This window comes from Paraburkholderia flagellata, from assembly GCF_021390645.1.
Lineage (GTDB): Bacteria > Pseudomonadota > Gammaproteobacteria > Burkholderiales > Burkholderiaceae > Paraburkholderia > Paraburkholderia flagellata.
Genome location: NZ_JAJEJT010000004.1, coordinates 235,071 through 248,053, shown reverse-complemented (window position 1 = coordinate 248,053; position 12,983 = coordinate 235,071). Strand labels below are relative to the sequence as shown.

Sequence of the window (12,983 nt, the reverse complement as noted above, 5' to 3'; positions counted from 1 at the left end):
AACGCGAAACACTATGGGTCTCTGGAATCTCTACTTCCTCGCCAAGCTATATCTCTACTCGATCGGCACGCTCAAGCCCGAGTGGTGGATGAACTTCGCCTTCGCCGTCCTGCTGCTCGTGCCGCTGCACAAGCGGTGGCTGCGTATTGCGCGCGATGTGATCGCCGTTGTCGTGGGTATCTCCATTGCGTACCACGAGTCGAGCATGCCCGACATCGGCCGGGCGATCTCGCAGATCCCGGTGCTCCTCACTTTCACGCCTTCGTATATGTTCGAACTCACGCGGCGCGTGATTTCGCTTTCGATGGTCGTGAGCGCGGTGCTTGCCGTGCTGCTCTACTTCCTCATCAACCGCTGGGTGCGCGTGACGACACTCGTACTGATTGCGCTCGTCGTCATGCCGATCTGGCAGGGCGTGGGCACGTTCGTCGCGAATGCCACCGCCAACGCCTCGCTCGCCAGCAACGGCGACGAGGACGGCGGCACGGGCAAGAAGCGCGACGAGCAGTCGGGCAGCTACGACCAGCAGCTAGCAGCGTTTCGCGCCAACGAGGAAGGGCGGCATGTGAACTTCACGCCGCTCACCACGGACGCGAACGCGCAGTTCGACATCATCGTGGTACACATTTGCTCGCTCTCGTGGGACGACATGGATGTCGTGAAGATGCGCAACAACCCGCTCTTCTCGCGCTTCGACTATATCTTCCAGAACTTCAGTTCCGCCGCGAGCTATAGCGGTCCCGCCGCCATTCGTGTCTTGCGCGCCACCTGCGGGCAGGAGCCGCACAAGTCGCTCTACGACCCCGCGCCGCCTGAATGCCACCTGTTCGCACAGCTTGCGCAGGCGGGCTATAAGCCGCAGGCGCTACTCAACCACAACGGCCGTTTCGACAATTTCCGCGGCACGGTGATCAATGAAATGGGCGTGCCGGGCGTGACGATTCCCTCGAACGAAGGCCTGCCCGAAGCGATGAAGGAGTTCGACGGCTCGCCGCTGGTCGGCGACTACGACGTGCTCGCGCGCTGGTACAAGCAGCGTGTGTCCGCAGGCGGCGGTCCGGTCGCGCTCTACTACAACACGGTCTCGATGCACGACGGCAACCGCCTGCCGGCCCCCAACACCAATCTCACGAGCCTGCAGTCCTACCCGATCCGCCTGCAGAATCTGCTCGGCGACGTCGACAAGCTGATCAATCTCGTCGCGCAGTCGGGCCGCCGCGCCGTGATCGTGTTCGTGCCCGAGCACGGCGCGGCGCTGCGCGGTGAAGAAAACCAGATTGCCGGCATGCGCGAAATTCCCACGCCGAACATCGTCCACGTGCCGGTGGGCGTGAAGGTGGTGGGTCTGCCGGCCGGCAGCGAGCACACCGGCGGCGTGACGACGATCGACACACCCACGAGCTATCTCGCGCTCGCGCAGCTACTCGCGAATCTCGTCGCGCAAAGCCCGTTCGCCACGGGCGCGCCGCCGCTCGCCCAGTACGCGAACAACCTGCCGCAAACGCGCATGGTGGGTGAAAACGAAGGCACGGTGACGATGACGACGCCCACCGGCTATGTGATCCATACGCCTGACGGCGTGTGGGTGGAGGGCAAGTAATGGCGATACGCTTGTGGGGGTCCGGCCGGCGTTCGCGCAGCGGTCCTGCGCTGCCGAGCGATATCGACGCGCTCGCGCGCCTCGTCGAGGGCGTGGACCGCGACCGCTATCTCGACGTTCAGGCCGAGGACGCCTGGCAGGCGGCCGCGAAACGCTGGCCGCTCGTGGCGGACGTGCTGGAGCTGCCCGTGGAGGGTGGGAAAGGCTGAGTCAGCGTGCGCATTCGCTGGTTGCGCGCTCCGGAGCGCACCACGCTTGCCACATCTGCCGGTAGGCGGCTTCCATGTTTCGCGTGAAGCGTGCGCCGTCCATGAGCGGCGAGACTTCCATGCGTGCGCGCAGACCCGCACGCAGCGCGGCGAGGCGCGACACATCGCGCGCGAGCGCCGTCACCGCAGCCACGTACCCGGCATCGCTTGCCGCCGCCAGTTCCGGCAACCCCAGATTGGCAAGCAGGCAAAGCCCCGCGCGGCTCACCGCCGAACGGCCGTAGCGCGTGGGCACCGGCACGCCCATCCAGAAAGCATCGAGACTCGTGGTATGGCCGTTGGCCGGAAACGTGTCCAGCGCGATGTCGATCCGCTGGTAGATGCGCAGATAGTCGGCGCGCGACTGAAAGCCCACGTAGCTCACGCACGCCGGATCGATGCCGTGCGCCCCGAGACGCACATTCAAGCGCTCGCGCGCACTGCCGGGCGGCGCCATCAGAAGAAGCCGCGCGCGTGGCAGCGCGGCGAACACGCCGGACCACAGCGCCAGCGTAGCGTCCGTGAGCTTGCAGGGATTGTTCAGGCATCCGAACGTAATGTGTCCAGCCGTGAGCGCCGGCAACGCGTTCACTTCCACATCGGTTGCCAGCGGGTCATAGCACCAGAACGCGTCGGGCAGGCGCAGCGAACGTTCGGTGTATTGGTCGTCGATGTGCGGCTCGCCCTGCGGGTCGAGCCAGGGGTCGGTGAGACGCCATCCGATCGAGGGGCTGCCCGTCGTGCCGGGGTAGGCAAGCCACGCCACCTGCACCGGCGCAGGGCGCCGCGCGAACAACAGGCGCCGTACGCCGTCCATGTGCATTGTGAGATCCACGAGCACGTCGATGCGATCGTCGCGAATCTGCTGGACGAGGCGCGCGTCGTCGAATTCGTGCGCGTCGCGCCAGACATCGGCGAAACCGCGCAGCCGGGCCGTCACGTCGTCGGTCTGCGCGCTCAGCGAGTAGCAGAAAATTTCGAGCGCCTCGTGATCGTGATGGCGCAGCAGCGGCGTCGTAAAAAGCGACTGGCAGTGATTGCGAAAGTCCGGCGAGACATAGCCGATGCGCAGCCGCCGCGCGGGTTCGGGCGTGTTCGCATGGTGCGCTCCCGCGCTTGCGGCCAGCAGCGCCGCTTCGTGCCGGGCCGAGAACTGCTCAGCTTCGGCACGCAGCGCGTGGCCGTCGTCGATGGCGAACATCAACGACCACAGCAAGTTGCTATTCGCGCCGGTGTGCGCGGGATCGCAGGCCATGGCGCGGCGATAGCAGGCGATCGCCTCGTCGATGCTGCCGGACTTGCTGCACGCATTGCCGAGATTGAGGTGTGCTCCCGCGAAATCCGGCTTGAGTTCGATAGCGCGCGTGAACGCTGCGCGCGCCTCGTCGATGCGGCCCGTCTGCATCATCAGGTTGCCCAGATTGTTCCACGCGGACACCCTGCCCGGTTCGCGTTCGAGCGCGCGTTCGAGTGCGGCCTGCGCTTCGTCGATACGGCCCGCGCCCAGCAGCACGCAGCCCAGATTCGTAAGCACGTCGACCGAGTCCGGCGCGAGCGTATGAGCATGTTCGAGCACGGCCAGCGCTTCGGTATTGCGGTTCGTGGCGAGCAGCACCTGCGCGAGATTGTTCCAGGCATTCACATGGCCGGGCGATAGTTCCAGCGTGCGCCGCAGTACTGCTTCCGCGCGCATGAACTCGCCGGACTTGTACAGCATCGTCCCGTAGTTGAAATGGATGGCCGCATGGGCGGGCGCTAGTGCGACGGCACGCTCGAAACGGCGCGAGGCCTCGGCGCAATTTCCCGCTTCGCCGTAAAGGTGGCCCAGATTGTTTAGCGCCACTGCGAAGTCCGGTCGCAGATCGATCGCGCGATGCAGCGCGCGGATCGCGATATCCCGGTCGGCAGCGCACTGACACGTCATGGCGAGGTTCACGAGAAAGACCGGGTCCTCCCGCTCGGCGAGCGCGCGTCCGATGAGCACACGTGCAGCGAGCGGATCGCGCCCGTTTTCGATCAGGCCAGCCAGGTTCAACGCGTCGGCGTCGTGCGGATTTGCGGCGATCAGGCGCTCGCACAAGGCGCGTGCCGTTTCCGTTTCACCGCGCTGCCACGCGGACTCGGCAGCGGCGAAGGTTGCCTGCGTCGCCTGAGCGTGCGGCGTGGCGGGGTGGGAAGCTTGGGGGGTCGACATGATGATGAACGCTTCCATGGCTTCGGACAGCGAGCGTCCGAAGATGGCGATGCGTGTAGACGCGTAACAGTCGATCGTTGCCGCGTCTCGAAAATGGCGGTCTGGACTGCGTCAGTTGTGGTGCCAAGCCGGGCTGGCTTGCCCTGCAGCGCGATCAAGGGCCGCCCTGCTGCGCGTGCGGCAGCTTTTGCTCGACGGCAACCAGCGCCGTAGCGCCCGTGCCGATGCACGCCGCTTGGCGGGTCGTCGCACCGGTTCCTCAGTGATCCCTATGATCCTTGATGTGGCGCGCTTGTACTTCAGTAACCGAATCGAACAACGCCTCGGCACGCGCCAGTTCGTCTAGCGCGTGGTCGAGCCGCGATTGTGCGGCGCCATAGGCAAGCGGCGCGACGTCGTCGTCGCGGATCTCGGCGCGCAGGGCGCGAAATGCCCGGTCGACGTTGCGGCTCGCCTCAAAAAAGCGTTGCGCGGCCTCGGCTTCTTGTGAACGGATGTGAATCGCCATGGAAGAGTTCCATCGTGAGCTGCGTCCAGTCTCCCGCCCGGGAGACGTGGCGCGTTCTTGCGCCGCCAAGCCGTGAAGACGCCGTGTGCTCGGCAGGCGGCACGTCGAAAAGATCGAGCGTTACGCCACGCGCTTGCTGCGCGCTGGCCTCGCTGCGCACGCGTTTGGTGAGATCCGAGTAGGTGTCGAAGTCGCCCATGCGCGACGCCTCGTGAATTGCCGCGAGATCGCGCGCCTTGACGAGCGTGGGCTGCGTGAGCCGCACAAAGTACGGCGCCTCCAGCTCCGCGGTGAACACGAGCGGATGGCTCTTGCCGCCCGCCTCGGCGGCACGCTCGACGCAATCCACCACGACCGTGCCCTGCGAGCGGCCGGGCGGCTTCGCCGTGCTCACGCTGCGCAGCCGCTCCGGAAACACCCGCAGCGAACTGCCGACGCTGAGCTCGGTTGGCGAGACGCACACGAGCGCGTAGTGATGCTCGCGCGCGGCGCCCGACGGCAGCGCGGCGCTGCTCGTCACGAACACGTGCTGCGGAAGCTGGCGCACCTGGCCGCTCGCATCGACCCACGCATTCCAGACAACCACGCCGGCACGCTTGCCGCGCTTGTCTTGCGCGGCGCGCGGGCGGCTCGCCGCCGGCGAGAACAGGGCGAGGAGCGAGCCAGTGCGCAGCGCGGCGACCTGAGCGCTGCTGCCGAGCGACTGGCCGATGCCCCACAGGAAGCGCCCGCCGCCCTGCCGACGCTCCCACTCCTTGCGCAGGACCAGTGTGGGGAGATCAACGCCAGCCTCTGGCCCGATACGGGACCAGCAGAACGTGGGCGGTAGGTGTTTCAGTGCCATCGACTTCCTCGGAATGCAGTCGCTCACCGATTTCGGCGAGCAATTCAATAACCGTTACTGTATAGGTATAATGCATGACATGGAAGCCCCAGATACTCATTTTCCGGTGCAGGAACTGCTGCGGCGGTTATCGGACGATTCACGCTCGGCCAGCGAAATTGCGCGACTTTCCGGGGTCAGTCAGCCTACTGTCTCGCGTCTTCGCACGTCGAACGGGCGACGGGTACGTCGGAGCGCGTCATTCAATAAGCTATGCAGTTTCTACGGTGTGAAGGCACCGCCGTCCAGTCGGCACGCGGCCGCCTATAACGAATTGCTGCGCAATGCGATCGTCGAGGCGTGGGACGGCTCGGAAGAGCACGGCCGCGCGCTGCTCGTCGTCATCAAGGGCTTGAAGGAGTTGAGGGAACGGCCCGCGTAGATTCAATGGGGCGGGCGGGACGATGCATATTGCGCGAGCGCGCAAAGGTAACCTTCTATGGGAAATTCGCCCTGCATTTCGGGGTTGCAGGGGCGTCACGAATGGTGCGGAAGCTATGGCTGGCCGGCGAATCCCCATATTTGGTGACCTTGGCGTTCTCCTGCGCCGCGGATGACTCAAACGTATGATGTGAGGGCACACACGGCAGCCGCCCGTTCGCAATGTTTGACATTTGCCACCAAAGCACCGCGTCCATCATGTCCGCCGACACTGCCACCACCCACACGAATGCTCCCGCCACTTTGCGCGGCCAGTGCCTTTGCGGCGCCGTGCGCTATGCGGTAACGAATGCCTTCCGCTACGCATTCAATTGCCACTGCTCGCAGTGCCGCCGCGCGACGGGTTCCGCGTTCAAGCCGTTTGCGGGCATCGAAAGCGAGGCGCTGCGGCTCACCGCGGGCGAAGGACAGACGCTGGTCTACGGCGATCCGCAGGCCGCCCATGACGTGCATTGCGGCCGCTGCGGCTCGCTTCTCTATTCAGTTGTGCGCGAAGGGGCGTATGTGCACGTGACGCTCGGCACGCTGGCCGATACGCCGGACATCCGGCCCACCGGCCATATTTTCGTGCGCTCGAAGGCACCGTGGTTCGAGATCGCCGACTCGCTTCCCCAATACGACGAATTCCCGCCCTGACGCTGCGCGCCGCGTTACCGCAGGCGTGCGTGACAGCAACCATACCGGTATCGCTGCACGACTGCCTGTCGGTGCGTTGACCCGCTAGTCTCGAAGCATCCCTTCCTCTTGTCCGCAAGGACTCGGAGCCCCATATGGACTGCAGGACGATCGAGACGTACACGAGTGGCGCCGCGAGCTACGCAGCCGAATGGGCGAACCAGCCTGCGCCCGACGACCTCTATGCGCGTCTCACGCTGTATTTCCGGCCCCAGGAAAGGACAGTCGACATCGGGTGCGGATCGGGCCGCGACGGGGCGTGGCTGAACGCACACGGTTATCCCACGGCCGGCTACGACGCATCGGAGGGGCTGGTCAGACAGGCGGCGGCTGGATACCCGCAATATGACTTCGGCCTTGCCACGCTGCCCGAGCTGAAAGGCGTATCCGCCGCGAGCTTCGACAACGTCCTCTGTGAAACCGTGATCATGCATTTGCCCATCGGGCAGTTCGGCCCAGCCTGCCGCCGCCTCGTCGAACTGCTCAAGCCCGGCGGCGTGCTGTACCTGAGCTGGCGCGTAACCGGAGGCGGCAGCGCGCGCGATCCAGCGGGACGTCTATATAGTGCCTTCGACCCTGCACTCGTGACCGACGCGCTCGAGGGCGCGACCATCGCGCTAGACGAGGAGGCGTTGACATCCTCCCCGCCCTAAAGGAGACAGGGATTCCTTCCGGCGCGTAAGCACCTTATAGGCGGGTTCCTGCTTCGTCGGGTGGCCTGACTGCGCCATCCCTCCACAGGCAATAACGGCATGTCCTGCCGCTAGAACATTGAGCGCGCCAACGTGGTCGGCGTTCGCCTCGTGTCCGCACTCGACGCACTTGAACAGCGCTTGCGTCTTCCGGTTGTCCTTCGAGACATGGCCGCAACACGGGCACGTACGGCTCGTGTTCTTCGGGTCTACCGCGACGAAAAAGCCGCCGCGCCATGCCGTCTTGTATTCGAGTTGGCGGCGGAATTCGCCCCAGCCCTGGTCGAGAATCGACTTGTTGAGGCCGGACTTCGCGCGAACGTTGCGTCCTGGTGCGTCTGCCGTGCCCTTCGCCGACTTCGACATGTTGCTGATTTTCAGGTCTTCGAGCGCAACCATTGCGTGGTTTTTGCTGATTGCGTTCGATGCCTTGTGGAGGAAATCAGCGCGAGCGTCCGCGATACGCGCGTGGATGCGCTGAATGCGGGCCTTCGCTTTCTTCCAGTTGCTACTGCCTTTGACCTTGCGGGCCATCCGGCGCTGATACTTCGCAAGCCGCTGCTCGTGCTTGCGGAACGACGCGAGCGGCGCGATGTATGAGCCATCCGACAACGTCGCGAAGCGAGCCACACCCACATCGATACCGACAGCCGGGCCAACCGGAACCGGCTGCTTTACCTCGCGACGCGTGAGAATCGACACGTACCACTTACCCGCGCGAAGCGATACGGTAGCGCTACGGACCTCGCCGAGCACCGTACGACTGTTCCGGTAGCGAATATAGCCGAGCTTGGGCACGAACACGCGGCCATTGTCGCGGTCCAGCTTTATCTGCTTCGGGTCCGGATACCGGAAGCTGTCGCCCATTCCCTTGCGCTTGAAACACGGGAATTCCGCGCGCTTTTCGAAGAAGTTGACGAACGCCCGCTCCAGGTCCTTCAGCGTCTGCTGCTGAGTATGGACCGGACCATCCTTCATCCACGGCGTATCGGGGCTATTGCGCCATTGCGTGAGCCGCTTGCACAGGCCAGCAAAGCCGACGAACTTCTGACCGGCTGCGTGGTTTTCCTTCTGAAACGCCAGCGCCTTGTTATAGACGAACCGGCACGCACCGGCGAACTGGCGCATCTTGTGCGCCTGCTCGCCGGTCGGCATGAGTTCGAATTTGAAGGCTTGAAGGCGCTCCATGTCGCGCACTATATTTTGGCCCTTGAAACTACGCAAGAGGGAAATATGGGCCGCCCACGACGATCCGCCCAAGGTCGCCGTGTCGGCGCTCGTGAACAGCCTGAAGGGGGGTTTCGAGCCGGATGATTCGGCAGAAGAACTACCCGTCCATCCGGCGCAAGCTGTGGGGCGATGCGCTTTGGTCGCCGTCCTACTTTGCGGGGTCGTGCGGCGGTGCGCCTATCGCGGTTGTGCGTCAGTACATTGAACAGCAGCAGACGCCGCATTAAGGCCGTAGAAGGACGGCTACGCCGTCCGCGCTATCCTCCCCGCCGTGAACGACAGCGCTTGCCGCGCTTCCCGGTCAACCGCTCTTCCGGCAAACGCGTTCAACGTATTGTCGCGATTCGTACGTGAGCGTTGCTACGTGCGGTGAACGGATAACGGGGAAGTATCGGAAAACCAGTTGGGAACAAAGGTGCACCATGCGCCCGGCGAGTGACAAATACGTGAACTATTCGCTTGAAAAATGGTCTAAGGGACTCATGTAGGAAATATGTAAGGCGGAGCGTTAGCAAGCGGTACGACCCTGAAGGCGGACAATGTGCCGCAAACACGACGATTCGGGTTGCCTCGCATGCCGTAACGCACTACCATACGCGGTCTTTCTGCATTGCACGAAAATCCAGGCCGCCACGTCTCCAGACGTTTGGCGCTCGCTTGGCGGGGCCGGCATGCGCCCCCGCCCACTCCCCTGCAATTTCGTCATCGCCAGGACGCCACGCCGCTGGCGCGTGACCCTTTTTGCCCTTGTCGGGCTATCCCTTCGAGGAGAATGTATTGACAAGCCATGACCGGGACGACGCGCTGACCTCGTCTGCCCGCCCCGCACGCCGCTCGTCCAAAGACAAGTCCGGCGATACGACGCCCATGGACGCAGGCTCGCAACTCGAAAAACGCCAGCATCAGATGCGGGCGCTCATCAAGCTCGGCCGCGAACGCGGTTATCTGACCCACGCGGACATCAACGACCATCTGCCCGACAACTTCGCGCAGACGGCCGCGCTGGAAACGATCGTCGCCACGTTCAACGACATGGGCGTGCAAGTGTACGAACAGGCGCCCGACGCCGACACGCTGCTCCTGAACGAAGATTCCCGCGCCGACCAGCAGGCCGACGACGAAGCCGACGAAGAAGTCGAAGTCGCGCTCTCGACGGTCGACTCCGAATTCGGCCGTACCACCGACCCCGTGCGCATGTACATGCGCGAAATGGGCTCGAGCGAGCTGCTCACGCGCGCCGGCGAAATCGAAGTGGCCAAGCGCATCGAAGACGGCCTCCAGGAAATGATCCAGGCGATCGCGGCGTGCCCGTCGATCGTCGCGACCATCCTTGCCGACGCCGACCGTGTCGCGGCTGAAGAAATGCGCATCGACGAACTCGTCGATGGCATCGGCAGCGACGAAGCCGCGCCGGAACCGGCCGTGGCCGATGCCGACGCCGGCGAAGACGTCGACGCACAAGCCGCTGACGTAGAAGAATCGGACGATTCGAGCGACGACGAAGACGACGCCGACGCTGACAACAGCAAGGCGAACGAAGCCCTGCTCGCGCAGTTGAAGGCAGACAGCCTCGCAATCTTCGCGCGCGTTCGCACGCTGTTCGAACAGATGGCCTGCACGTCGGACGCCAATGCGCGTGCGTCGGCCGCAGAGATGAAGATCTGCGCCGACATCCAGACGGAACTCGCGCCGATCCGCTTCACGGCTCGCACCATCGACCGCCTGTGCTCCCTGCTGCACGAACAGGTCGCGCAAATTCGCGCGATCGAGCGCAATGTGCTCTCCATCGTCGTCGATCGCTGCGGCATGCCGCGCGAAGCCTTCGTCGAGCAGTTCCCGGGCCACGAAACCGATCTGGAGTGGGGCGTGCGCGCCGCAGCCGCGTCGAGCAAGTACGGTCCTTCGATCGAGCGCAGCCTGCCGGCTATCCAGGCCGAGCAGCGCAAGCTCGCCGAGATCGAAGCCGCTGCGTCGCTGTCGCTGCAACAGATCAAGGCGATCAATCGTCGCATGACCGTCGCCGAATCGAAGATGCGTCAGGCGAAGGGCGAGATGGTCAAGGCCAACCTGCGTCTCGTGATCTCGATCGCGAAGAAGTACGTGAACCGCGGCATGCAGTTCCTCGACCTGATCCAGGAAGGCAACATCGGCCTGATGAAGGCGGTGGACAAGTTCGAATATCGCCGCGGCTGGAAATTCTCGACGTACGCGACGTGGTGGGTGCGTCAGGCCGTGACGCGTGCGCTCGCCGACCAGGCGCGCACGATCCGCGTGCCGGTGCACATGATCGAAACGATCAACAAGCTCAACCGCATCTCGCGCGAGATCCTGCAGCAAACGGGCATGGAAGCGCATCCGGCGGACCTGGCCGCGCGCATGGGCATGACCGAAGAGAAGGTGCGCGGCATCCTCAAGATCGCCAAGCAGCCGGTCTCTCTCGAAAGCCCGGTGGGCGACGACGGCGACGCGACGCTCGGCGACATGATCGAGGACGCAGGCTCAGCCTCGCCGGCCGATGCCGCGATCCACGCGAACATGCGCGCTGCCATCGACGAGGCGCTCAAGGCGCTCTCGCCGCGCGAAGCGAAAGTGCTGCGCATGCGCTACGGTATCGACACGACTTCGGACCACACGCTCGAAGAAGTGGGCAAGCAATTCGACGTGACGCGCGAGCGTATTCGCCAGATCGAGAGCAAGGCAATGCGCAAGCTGATGCATCCGAGCCGCGCGGACAAGCTGCGCCCGTTCCTGGAGCGTTAAGCAGTTTATTGCTGCGCTTTGGTGGTGTAATGAAAAAGCCCGTCACGTATGTGACGGGCTTTTTGTTTTGCCATTCGAGAGTGGACACGATCTGCTATCGCCATTACCTGGAAAGTGGGCCATCGCGCAAATCTAGGTCATCGGCAGTATCAACGTTGACGCGCTGTCTCTCGTTCCACACGGTGGTTTCTCCCGGGCGCATTATCAGCATGTGGAGCGGCCCCACGTATCTGAGGACACGAGGACTCTCTTAAAATAAGGGATAGTCTTGTGCCTAACAGTAAGCCTAGTCATTACGTGGAACCCATCGAAATTCTGACCGAGCCGGAGCGCCGTCGTCGGCGCACCCCGCAGGAAAAAATCGCCATCGTGCAGGAAACACTGGAGCCGGGAGCGTCCGTGTCGGGTGTGGCGCGCCGGCACGGCGTCAACGCAAACCAGGTGTTCGGCTGTCGTTCCATATGTTGGCGAAGTCATCCGCGAGGGCGCGGATACGAGTGCGGGCCTCATCGCAGAGTAGTTTCTGGTCTGACTGTCGTAAGCGATCATGTTCTTGCTGTAGTGCGGTCGAGCCGACGCAGGCGGTCGTTCCAGTCGGCCTCCAGCGTATCGGCAACCATCCGGTTTGCGGGATCGACATTCATATAACGACGGCGGGCGAGTTCTGCTTCGTAACGCGCGCGCTCCAGTTGTTTCAGACGCATGGAGTTGGCTTGCTCGATACGTCCGGCGATCTCGTCTTCGACAGCGAGGGCTACTTCGATGGCGGCCGGCCCCACCGTCTCCATGAGCAATAGACCAATGGCATCATCGACTGCGCGCCCACGTACCGACTGGCACGGCTTACCCGCATCGTGAGCGGCAACGTCGTGACATACGTAGTATGGTTGAGCTGGGTGACCAGTTGGCCACGCTCGTCGTAGAACATGACACGGTCCTCTCCCCAGTTAATGCGCCGGGTAGCCAGCTGGATGCGAGTGCCGCGTAGTGGGTGAAAGGGATGGGTGATCTCGACCGTTACGGTCGCGCAACCGTCGTCACGACAAGCAGTTGCTGACTTACGATAATGGCATGGCCGAATCGTTCGTGAAGACGATGAAACATAATTATGTCGCCTACATGGACAAGCCCGACGCACGAACGGCGCTCTCGCGTCTGGCTATCGCGTTTGAACACTACAATGAGCGCCACCCGCATAAAGCCCTGAAATACCGCTCGCCTCGCGAGTTCAGGCGCGCTGCGGTGCCATCAACCTAACGGTGTCCGCGTGTCCTGTGTTACAGGGGCAACTCCAGCATGATCATCGACGAGCGTATCGTGGCTGCGGCGTCGGCAGTGCGTGACTTGCGGAGCTGAGAATTGGTTTAAAGCGGTTGGATACGTAAAGCTGGAAGTGACGAGCGGCAATTACCGGACAGACGCATATCTCTTTTGCGCGCGGCAGGGCGATTTGCACGAAGGGCAAGGATTCGTCAGGGAAAAGGCGTAACAGTTCTACACGTGGCCGCCGCCCAAACGCCAGAACCCCGGTTCTCTTTCGGAGACACCGGGGTTCTGGACGTTGCAGCATGAGGAGCCTGACGATTACCTACTTTCACACGGGCAATCCGCACTATCATCGGCGTGGAGTTGTTTCACGGTCCTGTTCGGGATGGGAAGGGGTGGGACCAACTCGCTATGGTCATCAGGCATGACGGGTTGCTGCGTCGCCTTTGCAGGCGCCACAGCCAATCTGGAAGAAGCGTAAAGAGG

General features: G+C 63.5%; 12 protein-coding genes, 1 rRNA gene and 3 pseudogenes. 9 read left to right on the top strand and 7 right to left on the bottom strand.

Annotated features, from left to right (window positions below; translation table 11 throughout):
• Positions 1–13 precede the first annotated feature (13 nt).
• Positions 14–1,600, top strand: a complete 1,587-nt coding sequence (gene bcsG, locus L0U83_RS31765; RefSeq protein WP_233888150.1) for a cellulose biosynthesis protein BcsG — start codon at positions 14–16, stop codon at positions 1,598–1,600.
• Positions 1,600–1,809 (top strand): BcsR/BcsP family cellulose biosynthesis protein, encoded by a 210-nt coding sequence (bcsR, locus tag L0U83_RS31760; RefSeq protein WP_233888149.1) that lies wholly within the window; start codon positions 1,600–1,602, stop codon positions 1,807–1,809. Before bcsG ends, bcsR begins: the two co-directional genes overlap by 1 nt.
• Position 1,810: 1 nt before the next feature.
• Here the strand turns inward: bcsR and L0U83_RS31755 are convergent, their stop codons facing one another.
• From L0U83_RS31755 to L0U83_RS31745, 3 genes are all read right to left on the bottom strand, one after another.
• On the bottom strand, positions 1,811–4,042 hold the full coding sequence (locus L0U83_RS31755; protein WP_233888148.1) for an O-linked N-acetylglucosamine transferase, SPINDLY family protein: 2,232 nt from the start codon (positions 4,040–4,042) through the stop codon (positions 1,811–1,813).
• Positions 4,043–4,301: 259 nt separating this feature from the next.
• Complete coding sequence (locus tag L0U83_RS31750) at positions 4,302–4,550, bottom strand: hypothetical protein (RefSeq protein WP_233888147.1); 249 nt, start codon at positions 4,548–4,550, stop codon at positions 4,302–4,304.
• Complete coding sequence (locus L0U83_RS31745; RefSeq protein WP_233888146.1) at positions 4,498–5,394, bottom strand: hypothetical protein; 897 nt, start codon at positions 5,392–5,394, stop codon at positions 4,498–4,500. Before L0U83_RS31745 ends, L0U83_RS31750 begins: the two co-directional genes overlap by 53 nt.
• A gap of 79 nt (positions 5,395–5,473) precedes the next feature.
• Here L0U83_RS31745 and L0U83_RS31740 point away from each other — a divergent pair, with 79 nt between their 5' ends.
• From L0U83_RS31740 to L0U83_RS31730, 3 genes are all read left to right on the top strand, one after another.
• Positions 5,474–5,815, top strand: a complete 342-nt coding sequence (locus L0U83_RS31740) for a helix-turn-helix domain-containing protein (protein WP_233889088.1) — start codon at positions 5,474–5,476, stop codon at positions 5,813–5,815.
• A 257-nt stretch (positions 5,816–6,072) separates the two neighbouring features.
• A complete protein-coding gene (locus L0U83_RS31735) occupies positions 6,073–6,510 on the top strand; it encodes a GFA family protein (protein WP_233888145.1) in 438 nt (145 codons plus the stop codon).
• Positions 6,511–6,644: 134 nt separating this feature from the next.
• A complete protein-coding gene (locus L0U83_RS31730; protein WP_233888144.1) occupies positions 6,645–7,202 on the top strand; it encodes a class I SAM-dependent methyltransferase in 558 nt (185 codons plus the stop codon).
• Here the strand turns inward: L0U83_RS31730 and L0U83_RS31725 are convergent.
• Positions 7,167–8,429: an RNA-guided endonuclease InsQ/TnpB family protein gene (locus L0U83_RS31725; RefSeq protein WP_233888143.1), complete on the bottom strand. Its 1,263-nt coding sequence runs from the start codon at positions 8,427–8,429 to the stop codon at positions 7,167–7,169. The genes L0U83_RS31730 and L0U83_RS31725 overlap by 36 nt on opposite strands.
• Before the next feature lie 64 nt (positions 8,430–8,493).
• On the opposite strand from L0U83_RS31725, the pseudogene tnpA reads away from it, so the two are divergent.
• From tnpA to L0U83_RS31710, 3 genes and pseudogenes are all read left to right on the top strand, one after another.
• Positions 8,494–8,698, top strand: a pseudogene (tnpA, locus tag L0U83_RS31720) (IS200/IS605 family transposase); the annotation flags it as partial.
• A 550-nt stretch (positions 8,699–9,248) separates the two neighbouring features.
• Complete coding sequence (gene rpoD / locus L0U83_RS31715) at positions 9,249–11,231, top strand: RNA polymerase sigma factor RpoD (protein WP_233888142.1); 1,983 nt, start codon at positions 9,249–9,251, stop codon at positions 11,229–11,231.
• A gap of 270 nt (positions 11,232–11,501) precedes the next feature.
• Positions 11,502–11,687 (top strand): annotated as a pseudogene (locus L0U83_RS31710) (transposase); the annotation flags it as partial.
• Between the two features lie 89 nt (positions 11,688–11,776).
• On the opposite strand, the gene L0U83_RS31705 reads toward L0U83_RS31710, so the two are convergent.
• A complete protein-coding gene (locus L0U83_RS31705) occupies positions 11,777–12,019 on the bottom strand; it encodes a hypothetical protein (RefSeq protein ID WP_233889217.1) in 243 nt (80 codons plus the stop codon).
• Positions 11,986–12,369 (bottom strand): DUF5372 family protein, encoded by a 384-nt coding sequence (locus L0U83_RS40940; RefSeq protein WP_373321151.1) that lies wholly within the window; start codon positions 12,367–12,369, stop codon positions 11,986–11,988. Before L0U83_RS40940 ends, L0U83_RS31705 begins: the two co-directional genes overlap by 34 nt.
• On the opposite strand from L0U83_RS40940, the pseudogene L0U83_RS31700 reads away from it, so the two are divergent.
• Positions 12,297–12,488 (top strand): annotated as a pseudogene (locus L0U83_RS31700) (integrase core domain-containing protein); the annotation flags it as partial. The gene L0U83_RS40940 and the pseudogene L0U83_RS31700 overlap by 73 nt on opposite strands.
• A gap of 318 nt (positions 12,489–12,806) precedes the next feature.
• Here the strand turns inward: L0U83_RS31700 and rrf are convergent.
• A 5S ribosomal RNA gene (rrf, locus tag L0U83_RS31695) occupies positions 12,807–12,920 on the bottom strand.
• Positions 12,921–12,983: the final 63 nt, after the last annotated feature.